This window comes from Pseudomonas laurylsulfatiphila, assembly GCF_002934665.1.
Classification (GTDB): Bacteria; Pseudomonadota; Gammaproteobacteria; order Pseudomonadales; family Pseudomonadaceae; genus Aquipseudomonas; species Aquipseudomonas laurylsulfatiphila.
Genome location: NZ_NIRS01000004.1, coordinates 768,502 through 786,146 on the forward strand (window position 1 = coordinate 768,502; position 17,645 = coordinate 786,146).

Annotated in this window: 8 protein-coding genes; 5 read left to right on the plus strand and 3 right to left on the minus strand. The window is 58.4% G+C overall.

What is annotated here, in order from left to right; translation table 11 throughout:
• Positions 1-11 precede the first annotated feature (11 nt).
• The 5 genes from CD175_RS18405 (at position 12) to CD175_RS18425 (ending at position 7,018) form a co-directional block, all read left to right on the plus strand.
• Complete coding sequence (locus CD175_RS18405; RefSeq protein ID WP_007975277.1) at positions 12-599, plus strand: UPF0149 family protein; 588 nt, start codon at positions 12-14, stop codon at positions 597-599.
• Between the two features lie 10 nt (positions 600-609).
• The gene (locus CD175_RS18410; RefSeq protein ID WP_007975274.1) at positions 610-1,005 is read left to right on the plus strand and encodes a YbaN family protein; all 396 of its coding nucleotides are present in this window, start codon (positions 610-612) and stop codon (positions 1,003-1,005) included.
• Between the two features lie 248 nt (positions 1,006-1,253).
• Positions 1,254-1,961 carry a cysteine protease LapG gene (gene lapG, locus CD175_RS18415; protein ID WP_104449947.1) on the plus strand — a complete coding sequence of 236 codons (708 nt, stop codon included), beginning with the start codon at positions 1,254-1,256 and terminating at the stop codon, positions 1,959-1,961.
• 22 nt (positions 1,962-1,983) lie between these two features.
• On the plus strand, positions 1,984-3,945 hold the full coding sequence (lapD, locus tag CD175_RS18420; protein WP_104449948.1) for a cyclic di-GMP receptor LapD: 1,962 nt from the start codon (positions 1,984-1,986) through the stop codon (positions 3,943-3,945).
• A 103-nt stretch (positions 3,946-4,048) separates the two neighbouring features.
• The gene (locus CD175_RS18425; RefSeq protein ID WP_104449949.1) at positions 4,049-7,018 is read left to right on the plus strand and encodes a carboxypeptidase regulatory-like domain-containing protein; all 2,970 of its coding nucleotides are present in this window, start codon (positions 4,049-4,051) and stop codon (positions 7,016-7,018) included.
• A gap of 94 nt (positions 7,019-7,112) precedes the next feature.
• Here the strand turns inward: CD175_RS18425 and CD175_RS18430 are convergent, their stop codons facing one another.
• From CD175_RS18430 to CD175_RS18440, 3 genes are all read right to left on the minus strand, one after another.
• Positions 7,113-9,302 carry an autotransporter outer membrane beta-barrel domain-containing protein gene (locus CD175_RS18430; protein ID WP_240629004.1) on the minus strand — a complete coding sequence of 730 codons (2,190 nt, stop codon included), beginning with the start codon at positions 9,300-9,302 and terminating at the stop codon, positions 7,113-7,115.
• A 269-nt stretch (positions 9,303-9,571) separates the two neighbouring features.
• Complete coding sequence (locus CD175_RS18435) at positions 9,572-11,590, minus strand: hypothetical protein (protein ID WP_104449951.1); 2,019 nt, start codon at positions 11,588-11,590, stop codon at positions 9,572-9,574.
• A 330-nt stretch (positions 11,591-11,920) separates the two neighbouring features.
• Positions 11,921-17,645 (minus strand): cadherin-like domain-containing protein (locus CD175_RS18440; RefSeq protein ID WP_104449952.1); only part of this gene is annotated, 5,725 nt, incomplete at its 5' end.

A 17,645-nucleotide genomic window follows, 5' to 3' on the forward strand; every position in this document is an offset into this window, starting at 1 on the left:
GTAGTCCTTTAATGTCCTTCGCTGAGCAACTAACCCGCCTGCAAGTCTTCCTCGACGCTGATGAACTGCATGACGAGGCGCTGGACTACGTGGCCGCCCACGGCTACCTCACTGCGCTGTCGATCTGTTCCGAAGTGGTCCCGGACCGTGAATGGATCGACGCACTGTTCGCCGAAGAGCCGCATTACAGTGGCGAAGCCCAGCGCGAAGAGATCGAAGCCACGCTGATCGGCCTCAAGGCCCACATCGCCCGTCAACTGGCCTCCGACGAGGAGTTCGAGTTGCCGTGCGACCTGGACCTGGGCGACGACCCGGACGATTCCGAACTGCGCGGCTGGTGCATCGGGTTCATGGAGGGCGTGTTCCTGCGCGAAGAAGCCTGGTTTGAAACCGCCGAAGACGAAGTCAGCGAAATGCTGCTGCCGATCATGGTCGGTTCGGGCCTGTTCGACGAGCAACCGGAGTTCTCCGACATTGCCGCCGACGCCAACCTGATGGACGACATGATCGTGCAGATCCCGGAAGCCCTGACTGCGCTGTACCTGCTGTGCAACGCACCAGACGAAAAACCGGCGATTCTCAAACCCCGTCACCACTAAGGTTCTGCCTATGGACAATCCCATAGGCAACCGCCCCCTGATGTTGCGCTACGTGCTGCTGGCCATCGGCTGGCTGAGCGTAGCGTTGGGGGTCATCGGAATCTTCCTGCCGGTATTGCCCACCACCCCCTTCCTGCTGCTGGCAGCCGCCTGCTTTGCCCGCAGTTCGCCGCGCTTCTATCAATGGCTGGTCGAGCATCCGCGGCTGGGTCCGTGGATTCGCGATTACCTCGACGGCAACGGCATTCCGCTCAAGGGCAAGGTCTACGCCATCGGCCTGATGTGGGCGAGCATCCTGTTCTCCTGCTATCTGGTGCCGCTGCCTTGGGCACGGGGGTTCATGCTGACCAGTGCGGTGCTGGTGACGATCTACATCCTCAGGCAAAAAACCCTGCGCAAATCCTGAAGTCTCTCGGGGCCTTGTGGCGAGGGAGCTTGTCGGATCGCCGCACCGTCCCGCTGGGTTGCGAAGCGACCCCCAAACCATTCGATCCAGGTTCCCCTGGTACACCGCGCTCACCTGTTCTGCGACTGCTGCGCAGCCGAGCGGGAGCAAGCTCCCTCGCCACAGGTGCTGTAGGCGACCCGACGACCTACCCTCCCCCTGCAAAATCTCCACCTAAACTCCACGAACCTACACTCGAGCAGCCAGACATGGCCCGCAGTCTGCGTAGTCCAGGATGGCCAGCGCTCCGACTTCGGCTCGGCGGATGGTTGCTGCTGGCCGGTTTGCTACTGACCGTTTTCAGTGGCGTCCAGGCCGACTGGGATTTTGCGCAGATCCTGCAAACCGTGGAAAAACGCTACGGCCCACTGGGACCGGCACGAAACCGGATCGAGGCGTGGAGTCAGATGCTGCAAAGTGCACGCGGTGCGCCCGAACGTGAGCAACTCAACGCGGTGAACCGCTTCTTCAATCAGCAGTTGAATTTCCAGGACGACACGCGCATCTGGCAACAGACCGATTACTGGGCCACGCCCGTCGAAGCCCTGATCAAGGGTGCCGCCGATTGCGAAGACTACGCGCTGGCGAAGTATTTCAGCCTGCGCCGACTCGGTTTTCCCAGCGAAAAACTGCGCGTCACCTACGTCAAGGCTCTGAGCCAGAACCAGGCGCACATGGTGCTGACGTTCTACAGCGCCCCCACGGCCGATCCACTGGTGCTGGACAACCTGATTGGCGATATCCGCCCCGCCTCCCAACGCAAAGACTTGCTGCCGGTGTACGCCTTCAACGCCGAAGGCCTGTACCTGCCGGGAAAGAACGGCGGGCAACGCAGCAGCGACTCGAAGAAGCTGTCGCGCTGGCAGGACGTGTTGAAAAAGATGCAGAGCGAAGGGTTCGACATCGGCGACGGCTAACCGCCATGGCAAGGAGCGAGACATGACACTGCGTAAACAGTTGTTCCTGGCCATCTGCCTGTTCCTGCTGGTGGCATTCAGCGGCAGTTTTTTTGCCAGCCTCGAAAGCTCCCGCGAGCAAACGCTCAGTCAGCTGCGCGCCCACGCTCAGGACGCGGCCACCGCGTTGGGGCTGTCACTGACGGCACAGGTCGATGACCTGGCAATGATGGAGCTGATGGTCAGTTCGATTTTCGACAGCGGCTATTTCAGCAGCATCCGCGTGATCAGGCTCAAGGATCAGCAAACCCTGGTGGAGCGCAGCACACCGACAAAAATCGACGGCGTGCCTGACTGGTTCGTCAACCTGGTCAACCTGCGCCCGGAGGGTGGCGACGCCTTGGTCATGCGCGGCTGGGAACAGCTGGCACGGGTCGAAGTGTTGAGCAATCCGCAATTCGCCCTGGCCAAGCTCTGGGACAGCACCCTCGGCAGCCTGATCTGGTTGCTGTTATGCGGGTTGCTCAGTGCGGTGATTGGAGGATGGATGCTGCGCAGGCAGTTCCGCCCACTCGACAGCATGGTCCGACAAGCCGAAGCCATCAGTAAACGCGAGTTTCTCAGCCTGCCCAACCTGCCACGCACACCGGAGCTCAAACGGGTAGTGCTGGCCATGAACCAGATGGTCGAAAAGCTCAAGGCGCTATTTATCGAAGAAGCTGCGCGCAGCGAAAAACTGCGGGCCGAATCCTATCTCGACAGCCTTACCGGCCTGGCCAACCGGCGCCTGCTCGACGAACAACTGGCCGACCACTTGAGAGTGTGCGAACAGAGCCGCGATGGCCATCTGCTGATGTTGCGGATCAACGACCTGAACGGGCTCAACCAGCGACTGGGCGGCCAACGAACGGACGCACTGATCAGCGCCGCCGGCGAACTGCTCAGACGCCTGACTCAATTGCCGGAACGTCGCACCTGGCTGGCGGCGCGCAATCGCGGTGGGGAATTCAGCCTGCTGACGCCGGGTCTGGACGCCGACAGCGCCGCGCGCCTGGCTGCCGATGTCAGCATCAGCCTGGAGAACCTGCGCCTGACCGGCGCCAGCGATTGTATGCCCGTCGCCCACCTGGGCGTTGTCGCCTACCGCCCCGGAGAGTCGATCGGCAACGTACTGCTGCGCCTTGATCAGGCATTGACTGAATCCCGGCAGCGTCCCGAGCGACCCTGGGTGTATCTGGGCCACCATGACACTGCGCCGAATCACTCCCAGCACGACTGGCGCACCTGGATCGACGACGCCTTGACCGAAGGCAAGATGCAGTTGTACTTCCAGCCCGTCGTGCAATGCGCCGACACCCGCCAGGTGCTGCATCACAAAGTGCTGGCACGCCTGCTCGACCCACAGGGCGAAGCGATCGCCGCCGGGCATTTCCTGCCGTGGATCGAGCGTCTGGGCTGGTCGGAACGCTTCGACCTGGCCATGCTCGAAGCCACGCTGGACGAGCTGGTGGTCAACCGCAGGCCCTTGGCACTGAGCCTGTACGGGAGCACCCTGCGCGATCCGGTGCAATGGCGAACAATCCTCGACCTGCTCGACTCCCTTCCGGAGCTGGCACCGCTGCTGACCCTGGAAATCGACGAGCGCCAGTTGCCCTCCCCCGAAGAACTGCAGCGTTTGAGCCACAGCCTGCTGAACACCGGTTATCGTATCGGCCTGCAACACTTCGGCGGGCGCTTCAGCCAGATCGGCAACCTCACCCAATTGGGTTTGGCGTACCTGAAAATCGATGGGGCCTACATTCGCGCCATTGACGAACAGCCTGACAAACGGCTGTTCATCGACGCAATCTTTCGCGCGACCCACAGCATTGATTTGCCGCTGATTGCCGAGAGGGTCGAGACGCAAGGGGAACTGGAGATCATCCGGGAACTGGGTGTATTCGGCGCGATGGGGCGATTGATCGGGTCGCCGGAGCCAGGCAGCCGAAGCACCTCCGACCATTGATCGGAAACCACCTCACACCTGTTATTTATGACAGTAGGCAAGCTATCAGCGCAGGGTTTAAATCACTCGGGCACATTCACTTTCCATGCCCGGAGTCATCATCATGACTGCTAAACCACCGAATACTTCAACACTTACGTCAGACACACAGAGTGAAACAACAGACAGAGTATCCTTCGATTCAATCACGGACAGCAAGGGTACTCTCGTTCCCAAAAACAGCGTTACTTATGACCCAATGCTGGAATTGAAGGGTAAGGCTGACGCAGGCAGGATACTCAATATTCGCGATCGTTTTTCCTATATCACTGATGTGACGACTCTCCCGTCAGGAAACTGGATCAAACAACTCGACTTTAGCAACCAGGAATTCAAGCGTTTCAGCCTTAATGTCATCGAAAAAGACCCACCTCAAGATAGCTCGCCCCCGTACGATTTCATATGGGCGACCGAGACGCCGATCATCAAGGTAGTCACTGGCAAAGATGGCCCGATTAACGATGGCGATGACTACACCGGTGACTCACTGGAGTTCACGGGCAACGCACCTCCCGGTATGGAAGTTGAAGCGTTCAACGGCGACACATCCACGGGCAAGAAAATCCCGGTTAATTCTGTCGGTTTGTTCAAACTCACCCTCGATGGACTCACCGCTGGCACCTACAAGATCAAGATCAAGGCTGCCAATGGCAAAGAGTCCGATGTGTTCACCTTCCATGTCGTATCGGATATAGAACTGATCCTTGATAGGGTCTACGATTCCCGCGGGAAGATTATCACTGAAGGCGATACCACCTACAGCGACACGGCTACGGTCCATGGCTATGCCTGGATCGGCAAAGAGGTGCAACTGCTCAATTTCGACGAGCCTGTCGACGGAGCAATAGGGACCGCCCAGGAGCCTGACGGACTCTGGACAATCGAATTTGAGTTGTCCGCCCCCAATTTGTACAGCCTTACCGCCAAGGCGCTTTATGGCGAGGGTGAAACTTCCAAGCCGCCCTATCTCTTTGAAGCGCTGGAGGACGTCAAGCTGAGCCTGGATAACGTCGTCGACTCCAAGGGGTCGATCGATGAGGGCAAGACCACCTACGATAAAAAGGTAAAGGTCAGCGGCTATGCCAGGCCCGGCAAACGCGTGCAGTTGCGCAATCATGGCGTGCCCATCGTCGGGGCAACCACACCCACCAACGAGAAGACCGGATGCTGGGAAATCGAACTTGATGTGATCCCGCTCACCTACAGTCTTACCGTCGAGGGGCTTTACGACGATAACGAAATCACCGACCCGCCCCGCACCTTTACCGTGAAGCTGGACGTCGAGCTGAGCCTGGATGACGTCCTCGAATCCGAAGACGGCCCCTCTGTCCCTGATGATGAGATCACTTACAAGAATCTGTTGTTCATCGTGGGACATGCCCGGCCCGGTGAGAGCATTCAGCTATTCAATGACCGTGACCCGATAGAAGGTGCCATCGCAACTGCCGATCCCGTCAGTGGCGCCTGGACATTTCCGCTCAATGTGACAGCCGGTTACTACAAGCTGACCGCTCAGGCAAAATATGGTGACAACGAAACCACCAACCCGCCCCGCACCTTTACCGTGAAGCTGGACGTCGCGCTGAGCCTGGATGACGTCCTCGAATCCGAAGACGGCCCCTCTGTCCCTGATGATGAGATCACTTACAAGAATCTGTTGTTCATCGTGGGACATGCCCGGCCCGGTGAGAGCATTCAGCTATTCAATGACCGTGACCCGATAGAAGGTGCCATCGCAACTGCCGATCCCGTCAATGGCGCCTGGACATTTCCGCTCAATGTGACAGCCGGTTACTACAAGCTGACCGCTCAGGCAAAATATGGTGACAACGAAACCACCAACCCGCCCCGCACCTTTACCGTGGAGTCCATCATCAAGCCGCACAATACCCGTGTATTCGACTCGGACGGCCCGATCGAGGACAACGGTACAACCCCATACAACTATGTAATTGTCAGGGGCGATGCGGCACCGCTAGCGGCGATCAAGCTACAGATCAACGGAGTCACCGACCTGACGCCAGAACCGACCGACGATACGGGCAAATGGGCCAAACTCGTTCAAGATCTGGACTACGGAACCAAGTATACGTTCATCGCGGAGGCAGACTATGGTGACAATGCCGAGTCAAATCCTTGGACGATTAATCCCGAAGCGGCCACCATCGTGCCGATCCTTGGTGAAGTTACTGACCCTGAGGGTAACAAAGTCGGAGGAAGTGAAGGTGGAACCACACTTCATACGAAACTGACTTTTGCTGGCCAAGCCAAACCACATGAAACGGTCGAGATACTGAATGGTGACGCCAGTCTCGGTGAGGCCACGGTCGATGAAAAGGGCAACTTCCGAAAAGTTATTCTCGGATTACCTGAAACTGCCTACAACATCAAAATCAGGGGCCTGTACACCGGTAACCCGGAAAGCACTCAACACTGGACGTTCACCATTGAACAGGCAGTCAGGCCAACTATCAGGCGCATTTTTGACTCCACAAACGATATTGACCCGGACGGTTACACATACGAAACGACCGTGACTGTCGAAGGCCAAGCCCACAGACTGCAGAAAGTGCAAATATTTGACGGCGACGACTTTTTGCGTGAGGTGCCGGTCGAAGGCAATAATACTTTTAAAGCTGAACTTGGCGGATTGCGCTTTAAAAACTACGACCTGAGAATCAAACCGCTTTACGGTAGCGGCCTACCGCACTCTGCTGTTCATCGTTTCAGCATAATTACAAGAGGTGAGTTATCCATCGATAATGTCACCGACCCCAATGGAATTCCAATTCCAGAAGGAGGAAGTGTGTCTCAAAACAAAGTGTTTACTTTCAACGGCCGCGGGGCCCCGCCAAACACCTATGTCAGCCTGTACCGTGACAACGATATTTGGGCAGGTAGAAGATTGGCTGAAGACGATGGAACATTTCATGTAAACACTGGTTCACATCCAGTCGGAGGCCCTTACAAATTCTACCTGAAAGGTGTGGATGGCCGGACTTCGCAGAGTTGGTACATTGGTATATCACATTGATGAACTGTGACTCGCAAACCAGATTGTAAAAGCAGTATCTGAAAACGAAAAAAACCGCTTAACGCGGTTTTTTTCATTCCTTTATACCAGGCCATCAAAACCCGTAGCTCACCCCCAGCCTCATCGACCATGGCTGCTCGTAGTTTTTCCCTTTGCCGTAGTCGAGGTCCGCACTCAGCCGTACATTAGATCGCAGGGAAAAAGCCACTCCACCACCCACCTCAACACCACTACCCGACAAATCGCTGTTGAGTTCGTTGCCGTTGACATGCACGTTGTCATTGTTGGCAAACTCATGAACCATCGCGACCCGCCCGTATGGCTGCACGACGGTACCGCCGCCCAGCTTGAAGTCACGACCGGCGGCGACACCCAGCTTGGCGCGCAACGAACGTGTCCGGTCGCCGTCGGCGTCCATGCCATTGTCCAGGTCATAGCTCGCGCCCTCGATGACGCCGGCCGACAATTGGGCGGAAGGTTTGACCCGCCAGTCATCCGCCAGCCGGACGTTGCGACCGACTTCCACCAGGGCGCTGACCGCCGAGTTGCTGTAGTCGCCTTTGGCGCGGGTTCCGTCGCTCAAGCGGACTTTCGAGTCGTTGCGGAAATGGTTGAATTTCAGCGCGCCATCGAAGTAGTAGCCGGTGTCCGGAGCCTGCCAGCCAACGTATGGACCGGCGTAGAAACTATCGACCGTTGCGCTGCTTCCGCCCTTGAGATCAATATCCGACTGGCTGTAGCCGGCCAGCACCCCGACGCTCCACGGACCATCGCCCAGACGGGTATCGGCGCCCATGGAAACACCCTGTTGCCGCTGTTGATAGGCCACGCCCGCGCCCTCGCCAACGTTGTATTTGTTGCCGTAAGGTCGTACCCAAACGCCATGCAATTTGCCATCCGATTGCAAGTCACCCATGCGGTTTTCCAGCGACTTCAGCTCGCCATAGGAAATGGTCGTCGCGGTGCGGAACAGCGCCATCACTGTCTGGGCACCGGAGCTGACCGTTTTGGTGGCGGGATCGAGGAACCACTCTGTACCGCCGCTGCCATCGGTGGCACTCGCCAGATCGTAGGACCAGGTGCCCAGATCCACCCGACCGCCGACCAGCGAAAACTGCGCATCGCCGCTGGCGGTGCGCACCAGTGCCAATGGTTGCGTGGCCACCGCATCCGTACCGGAAGCCGCGACTTCCAGGCCGAATTGACCATTGGCTGCGCCGGTCACATTGAGAAAATCACCGGCACCGGTAGAGAAATCGCCCTTCATGGCAAAGGTGCCGGTGCCATCGAGGGTTCCAACGTTCAGCTGACGATATGCCCCCCCGGCATCACCGAAATCAACTCGGCCGCCATCCATGCTCAGGCTGCCGATGGTGTCATTGCCGGTCATGGTCCAGTTCGATTGACTGAGAGTGACGCCCGTGACGTTATCCAGGCGACCGGTGAACTGCGAACCGTTTTGCAGGGTGACATTGGCGGTAGAACCGTCCTCGACCACCACGTCGCCAGTCATCTGGCCTCGATCAAACGTCAGGTTGGCGGTGCTGGAATCAGTGACTTGCACGTTGCCTTGCAAGGCGCTGCCGGCGACTCTCATGGCGGCCGTCGATGCTCCCAGCACTTCCAACAGGTTGCCGTTACTGCCCGCCAACGTGGAACCATTCAGCACGTCAATACGGGCGTCGACACCGTCGTCCACTTGAATCGCCGGCCCGTCGCGGCCCACGACGCTTGAGCCGTCCAGCACCAGCGACGCAGTGCCCACGGGTGGGTCCGTTTCAAATCGCACACCGGCGGCTTCACCGCTGATTCGCGTATTGCCGGATGCGGTGACGGAGCCTCCCGCCACGATCAGGCCAAAGCTGCCTGCGCCCGTTCCGGTGACTTCGGAGTTGATCAGCTCGAGGGTGCTGAAACCTGTCACCACGGCACCGGCAAAGCCACCACTGAATACGCTGTTGGCGGCGGTTACGGTCGAGCCGGTCCTTCCTCCTACCGTGCGATTGACCAGCAACGCAATGGTGTCGCTGCTGACCGTCGCCCGATCAATGGTTGCGCGGCTGGTATTGATGGATATCCCCGCCTGGCCGGGGTTACCGGTGACGGTCGCGCCATTGATGTTCAGGGTAGAGCCGGTCTGGACAGAGACATTTCGGGTGGTCGCATCGGTCATGTTCAACGTGCTGTTGTTTTTCACCGAATAGCTGTCAGGTGCAGCCGTTGAATCGATGTCCAGGGTGGATCCGTTATCGACAATCACTGCCGCAAAAACGGTAGAACTCATGAAAAAAAAAGCTGGCACTAATGCCAGCCTTGCGTTGGAGCCTGAAATGACAGTTGGACGAGACGCCGGTTTGTCGATTGCCATGGTAATTTCCTATTCATCGATCCGTCCTCGCCGACCAAACGGGCTGGAGGACTACAAGGGCGGCGCAAGATAGCCTCACTTCCGACAAAAAAATGTAGGAGTAATCCTAAAGCCTCTCTCAGCCCAGTCCGTCAAACACCGAATGCATCAATAAAGGGAGACGCCTTCGCGCCTCCCCATATTGGTTATTGAGTCAGGTTACAGAATTCGCCATTACCCGGATTGAACATCCCCACCCTGAACCACTTCGGATCAGAGGGTGTTGTGTATCCATCAAGTTTTGCCGAACAGTGCAACGTGCACCAGCCATCGCGAATCTTGTCAAATACCTGCCATGGGAAAAACACACTGAAACCGGTACTCGCCTCATCCTCATCGGGGGTCTTCTCTACCATTGCCGCAGCATCGAGGATGATATCCCCTGGGATATTTTTCCCTGTACCGTCTTCTTTAGCGTTCTCATAACCCTGCACATAGAACTTGACATCGACGCCTTTCAATCTGGTGTCACCGGAAAACTTGACCTCCACAGCCTTTCGCGCCGTATCCGGATCTACAACCAAAGAACCGCAATGCAGTTCAGGACCGTCACCACCATTGCCATACACCACAAAATCAGGCTCAACCATTACACCGGGCACAATGCGAACTTCAACTGTCTGACGAGGCGCACGCGCAACGGTCTCGTTCACATCTTCATGACTGATCGTGTAATCCGCGAAGGCATTATCATTGTTCCCAACCGCTTTAATAATCTCCCCAGGAATCCTCATTTCAAGAACGGTCTCATTTGTTTCACTACCATCAAGTGTCACAACCCCGCCCTCACCTTCAAGCACATCAACATTCATATAACGGAGTTGAATTTGATCTTTGGCTTTATGGCCTTCATAAATTGGGACGATAACAAATGCCCCGTTCTCGGCATCCAACTTACCCAGCTTATTAGGCTCCAGTCTGTTCGCCCCAAGTACCGTAACCGGTTGTAACCTCGGATCCGTCGAACCAGGAGTACCAGGTTTATCAGGGTCCACGGGCATACCCGGTTTTCTCAAGTCTACGTTTAACTCTTTCTTAGCCGGCGTATTGGGTGGATAGAATTTATTATTGCGCCGAACCTGCCATTCCAAATCTATCGTCTTAAGGCCAAGATCCCCATTAAACAGCTGTTTATACGTTAGTTGTAAGTCGAAAGGAACGCTGCCCACCGGAATATCACCCAGTGGCTGCCCATCGATACTGACCCTGATTTGATCTCCTACCTGAAAGTTATCGTAATTAAACTCGGCGCCGACCGGCGTTTGCGCATCCGCCAGTAAAATCAGGTTGTTATCATCATGCAGCGCAACAGTAATGGTTTGATTCTTTGGCGCTGGAATCAGCGAAACATCAACTTCTACCGGAGGAGAAGCCACGCTCTTATTGCCTTTTCGATCCGTCGCATAAACAAAAATGGCCCGTTTACCCTCATCGCCTCCACTCTCAAGAAACGCCTTGGTCAAATTGGTTGTTTGCAGCGGAGTCACAGGAGTCGAGCGCACCGCCGTACCGATAAGTCGAGCGGTATCAAGATCCACAGCACCACTTGCGTTATATTCCGCCAGCATAAACTCAATGACATCACCGATTTTTGCATCGCCATAATTGCCTGGATAACTCAGCAACACATGGGAACTGGAATCGAAATACTCTGCTGTAATCCCCTCATTTTTAATCCTGTCCGGAACTACGGTCTCTACCGTTGGGCGAGGCGACTGCGTATCTACTTGCAATATAAACTTTTTCGACCTAGAGACATTAAAACGTACTGTCAAAAAAATCCATACCTTATGCTCACCGGCCTTGTCGGTGTATCCAGCCGGCAAGGTAATCCGCTGATCAAACCAGCTCTCGTCCAAAGGTCTAATACCTGTCAAGGGAGTGCCGACTTTATCATCATCAGTATCGCCAAGCATGAGCTGCATTGTTACTTCCCGGCCATCATTCAGATCATAATCCGCAAACTTTTGGACTCTAAAAGTCATGGCAAGCCCTTGTTCACTTTTTGGAACTTGGTTGCCCGGGTCATCATCCGTCTCCGGCAACAACTTGTTTGGCATTGGCTCCGGCGGCGGAAAATCGTCTTCGATTCGCCGCCCGCGTAGCATCGCTTTGTAATCGAGCAGCCGTTGCTGTTGAGCAGACAATTTATTGAATGTCGACATTTCGTAGTTCCTTTCCGTGACCGGACGCAATGCGCCAACGGTGTAACTATCTGACGCCCAGTAAAATCAAAGACCGGCGGTTGTTCGATAAAGCTGGCATACGCCCGCTACCGCTGAATCCGGGCGAAAAACACGGGGGACTCGAGTGTGTTTGCACCGATGCTGTCGCTTGATCGATGACTCGATTTAAAGGCAGTTACAAATGGCTGGCTACTGTCAGAAATTACAGGTTTTGCTACCACTGGTCGGAGATTCGTCTATGTCTCGGACAATAAAAAACCCGCCATCCCTTGCACAGGGATGGCGGGTTTTTTCGCTTAAGTTTTCAGGTCACACGGTATCCACCTTCAACGAATGATCGTTGAGCATGCCGTTGATGATAGTCGCCGTGTCATGCCCGCTCGCGACCACCCCACCCGCTCCCGGCGTGACACCGTATTGACTGGCGAGGTTGACGCCGGCCAGGTCGATGGTCTGGTTCGGTGCGGCGCCGGCCATGGCGCTGACGTCGATGCTGGTCACCGTCGACGCCCCGCTGCCGGTGACGGTGAAGTGCAGGTAGTCGTCCAGCGAAGCCGTGGTGCCGCTCTCTCCTTGCAGCAGTTGCGACAGGTCGAGCTTGTCGGTGCCGGGCGTGAAGTCGGTGATCACGTCATGGCCGCTGTTGTCCTTGAGCCACTGGAAGGTGTCGGCCCCCGCCCCGCCGCTGAGGGTGTTGTTGCCCAGACCGCCAATCAGCAAGTCATCGCCGCCCCCGCCATTGAGGATGTCGTTGCCCAGGCCGCCGTTGATCACGTTGTTGCTGTTATTGCCGGTCAGGGTGTCGTTGAAGTTCGAGCCGGTGAGGTTTTCGATACCGGTCAAGGTGTCCGTGCCCGCGCCGAGGGTGTTCTGCGCAGCGAGCAGGCTGAGGTCGACCGTGACCCCGGCGGTGGCGTGGGCATAGCTGGCCGTGTCGATGCCCGTGCCGCCATCGAGGGTGTCATTGCCCAGTCCGCTGAAGAGCAGATCATTACCGGCGCCGCCATGCAGCTCGTTGTTGCCGGAGCCGGCGGTGAGCACATCATTGCCGTCGCCGGCATTGATGATGTTGTTGCCCGTGCCCGCCACCATGACGTCATCCCCGCTGGTGCCGGTGAGGGTGTGGCCGTCCTGATAGCTGATGGTCAGGTTGGCCGAGTCGCTGCCGCCGTGGTTGTCGTTGGCGGTGTAGGTGCCGTGGTAGTCCGTGGTGACGTCGTGTGCTCCGGCGTAATTGACGGTCATGGTCAGGTCGTAGTTTTCTGCCCCATTCTTATTGCCACCACTGGTGTTGACGATGTTGGTCACGTGGATCTGGTAAGTGCCATCCGCGCCTGCGGTGATGGTGCCACCATCGGCGATGCTTACGAACGCTCCGCCATTGAGCGAATACTCCATCGTGATGTGCCCGGCACCCAGGTTGTGATTGAGGTTGAGCGTCTCCCCCTGATTCAGCTTGACCGTGATGAAGTCCTCATTGTTGCCATTGGCGTTGTTCGCTGCTCCGAGATAGCCACTGACCACCAGCATCGCCGTCATGGTCGCCGCGTTGGCCGCAAAGGCATTGCGCACGTTGGCCAGGCTCTGGTTGGCAGCGACGTCGTCGGTGCCGGCGAAGCCGATCGCACCGGTACCGGTGAAGTCCGCGCCTTTAGCGGCCCAGCCGGTGTTGAAGGTAGTCGGCGTCGCGTTGAGCGTATCGCCGTTGGGGTCGGTGTCGTTGGCCAGCAATAGTTCGCCCGGCACCACAATGTTGCCCGACAGCACGTTGGTGATAACGTGGTCGTCCACCGCCACCGGAGGCGCGTTGGGGATCACTTTCACGGTCAGCATCGAGCTGGTGAGGTCGCCATCGTTGTCGCTGACGGTGAAACCGATGTTCTCGGTGATCAACACCGCAGTGGTTTTCTGCGAGGTGTAGTTGTAATCGCCAGTGTCGAGGTTGATCACCAACGTGCCGCCGTTGTTGGTGGCGATGCTCACCGTGTTGTCCACGGTGTTGAAGGTGCCGTGGTTGGTGGCGCCACTTGGCGTCAACGAACCCTGGCCGCCGAGGGCTTTTGGATCGTAGGTGTAGGTGGTGCCGTCGACCACGATGGATTTGATGAAGCCGCCATCAGCCCCGAACGTGCCGCCCTCGCCCAGCAACGAACCGGTGACCGGTGCGCCGATCACAGTGCCGGACAGCACCGAGTTGAGTTGATTGAGGTCGGTGACCACCACCCCATTGGTGTTGGTGTGGCTGATGCCGTCGTAGGCCAGCGGATCGAGGTTGGCGTTGCTCACGCCGCTGCCCAGGCCGATCGCGTAGTTCTTGATGTTGTTGGCATCGAGGAAGGCTTTCAGCGCGGTCTCGTCGGCGGTGCCGATTTCCTGGCCGCTGGTGGGCTTGCCGTCGGAGAAGAAGTAGCCGACGTTTTGTGCACCCGTGAGTTTGCCCGAGGTGTTGAACGCGGTCTGCATGGTCGCCACGGCCGCGTCGTAGTTGGTACCGCCGTTCGCGGTGAGACCGGCCAGCAATGTCTTGGCGGTCGCGACATCGACCCACACCGAAGTCCTGTCGGTGGCGCTGCTGCTGAAAGTGACGAGTTGCACTTTTACATCGCCGAGGTCGTCGTATTTATCCAGCAAGGCACTGATGGCCTGCTTGGCCAGAGCCAGCCGCGACAGGGCCGTGCCCGACGCGTCCGACACACCGGAAAGGTCGGCCATACTGCCGGAGACGTCGAGCACGATCAGCAGGTTGGAGTCGATCTCCACCGCTGCCACCGAGCGATCCGAAGCCACCGCCTTGGGCACGTCATCGACAATGTTGACCACGATGGTGCTGGTGCTGCTGTTGCCCGCCGCATCGGTGGCCTTGTAGGTGAAGCTTTCACTCAGGCTGTTCGGACCGTCGTTGGCATTCGGCGAGGTTTTTGGCGCCGAGGTCAGGGTGTAGGTGTAGCTGCCGTCGGGGTTGAGCAGGATCTGCCCGTAGGCGCCGGTGGCGCTGCCGATCAGGGTGTAGGTGAGCGCGCCGCTGGCACCCGAGACGGATCCGACCAGGGTGCCGGACGCGGTTTCGCCGGTATTGCCCGGGTCGCTGCCGGTGACCGTACCGGCGGCCAGGTCCTGGCCGCCCTGGCTCAGGTCTAGGGCTTTTTCGTAGACGGTCACGTCGCTATCGGGGTTGGCCTTGATATTGCTGTTGGCCACGTCGATGGTGATGGTGGTGGTGCTTTCATCGCCATCGGAGTCGCGCACGGTATAGGTGAACGTATCCGTGGCCCCGGCAGCGCCGACCGAATTCGGGTTGCTGTGATACACCGCGTTGCCGTTGGCATCGAGCGTCAGGTAACCGTAGGTGCCGTTGATCGGGTTGCCCAGCCCGCCGACGGCCGAGGTCGCGGTATTGCTGCCGGCGCGCACGCCGACCACCGTCGCCGGACCATCGGCGCCGTTGATGTCATTGCCCAGCACACTGATATTGACCGTGCCGCCCTCCGTTACCGACGACGAGTCAGGTTTGGCGTTCGGCAAGTCATCGACGATGTTGACGTTGATCTGCCCGTTCGCGATATCGCCATCGGTGTCGGTAGCGACGACGTTGAAGTTCTCGGTGAGGCTGTTGGCGCCGTTGGCCGCAGGATGGGCTTCGTTATCGTTCAGGGTGTAGCTGTAGCTGATCACGCCGGTGGCCGGGTTGTAGCCGGTAATGGTCAGGGTGCTGCCCAACGGCGTGACGGCGGTTTGCGGGAAGCCGACGGCCACGCCAGCGCTGACCACGGTGATGCCGCCCACGGTCAGGGTTTGCAGGCCATCGAGGGCGGTGACCGTGAAGGTGCCGCTTTGGGTCAGGGCCGGTGTGTTGGGGGTGGTGCCGTCACTGAGGTTTTTCTCGTAGACCGTCAGCTCGCCGCCATACACGTCGAGGCCGCCAAGGGTTATCGGATCGTCGTTGTTGTGGATCTGCAGCACCAGGTTGGCGGTGCTGATGTCGCCGTCGGCGTCCGTGAGGGTGTAGGTGAAGGTTTCGGTGCCGTTGCCACCGCCGTGCAGGGCTTTGAAGTCGGCATCGCTGGTGTTGAGGGTGTAGGTGTAGGTGCCGTTGGCGTTGAGCACCAGGGTGCCGTAAGTGCCGGTGAAAGTGCCGGGGGTCACCGGGCCGGCATTCAGGCCGATGGCGACTTTATCGGCGCCGATCACGTCGTTGTTGAACACATTGCCGCTGAGGCTCGCCACCGTCTCCGAGGCGGTGCTGGCGTTGCTGTCGTTCACGCCTTTTGGCAGGTCGTCGATGATGTTGACGTCGAGTGAACCGGTGGCGGTAGTGCCGTTGTCGTCGACCGCGGTCACGGTGAACTGTTCAGGCAGGGTGTTGGCGCCGTTGGCGTTCGGATGCACTTCGTTGTCGTTGAGGGTGTAGCTGTAGCTCACCACCCCGGTCGCGGCGTTGAAGCCGGTGATGGTCAGGGTGCTGCCCAATGGCGTGGTGATCGATTGTGGGAAGCCCGCCGCTACGCCTCCGGTGACCACGGCGATGCCGCCGACGGTCAGGGTCGTGACGCCGTCCAGCGCGGTGACGGTGAAGGTGCCGTTCTGGGTCAGGGCTGATGTGTTGGGGTTGCTGCCGTCAGTAAGGCTTTTCTCGTAGACGGTCAGCTCGCCACCGTACACGTTGAGGCCGTTGAGGGTTACCGGATCGTCGTTGTTGTGGATCTGCAGTACCAGTTTCGCAGTGCTGCTGTCGCCATCGGCGTCCGTCAGCGTATAGGTGAAGGTGTCAGTGCCATCGCCACCGCCGTGCAGCGCCTTGAAGTCGGCGTCGCTGGTGTTGAGGGTGTAGGTGTAGGTACCGTTGGCGTTCAGCACCAGGGTGCCGTAGGTACCGGTGAAGGTGCCGGGGGTGATCGGGCCAGTGCCTTCACCGATGGTTACCCGGTCGGCGCCTTGTACGTCGTTGGTCAGCACGTTGCCGTTGAGGGTCAGCAGGGTTTCCGAGGCGGTGCCATTGCTGTCGTTCACGCCTTTTGGCAGGTCGTCGACGATGCTGACGTCGAGGCTGCCCGTGGCCGTGGTGCCATTGTCGTCGACCGCGGTCACGGTGAACTGTTCAGGCAGGGTGTTGGCGCCGTTGGCGTTCGGATGCACTTCGTTGTCGTTGAGGGTGTAGCTGTAGCTGACCACGCCAGTCGCCGCGTTGAAGCCGGTGATGGTCAGGGTGCTGCCCAATGGCGTAGTGATCGATTGCGGGAAGCCCGCCGCCACACCCGCGGTGACCACGGCAATGCCGCCGACGGTCAGGCTGGTGACGCCGTCCAGCGCGGTGACGGTGAAGGTGCCGTTCTGGGTCAGGGCTGATGTGTTGGGGTTGCTGCCGTCAGTAAGGTTTTTCTCGTAGACGGTCAGCTCGCCACCGTACACGTTGAGGCCGTTGAGGGTTACCGGATCGTCGTTGTTGTGGATCTGCAGTACCAGTTTCGCAGTGCTGCTGTCGCCATCGGCGTCCGTCAGCGTATAGGTGAAGGTGTCAGTGCCATCGCCACCGCCATGCAGCGCCTTGAAGTCGGCGTCGCTGGTGTTGAGGGTGTAGGTGTAGGTGCCGTTGGCGTTCAGCACCAGGGTGCCGTAGGTGCCGGTGAAGGTGCCGGGGGTGATCGGGCCAGTGCCTTCACCGATGGTTACCCGGTCGGCGCCTTGTACGTCGTTGGTCAGCACGTTGCCGTTGAGGGTCAGCAAGGTTTCCGAGGCGGTGCCATTGCTGTCATTCACGCCTTTGGGCAGGTCGTCGACGATGTTGACGTCGAGGCTGCCCGTGGCGGTGGTGCCGTTGTCATCGACCAGGGTCACGGCAAACTGCTCAGGCAATGTGTTGGCGCCGTTGGCGGTCGGATGCGCTTCGTTGTCGTTGAGGGTGTAGCTGTAGCTGACCACGCCAGTCGCCGCGTTGAAGCCGGTGATGGTCAAGGTGCTGCCCAGCGGTGTGGTGATCGATTGCGGGAAGCCCGCCGCTACGCCTGCGGTGACCACGGCGATGCCGCCGACGGTCAGG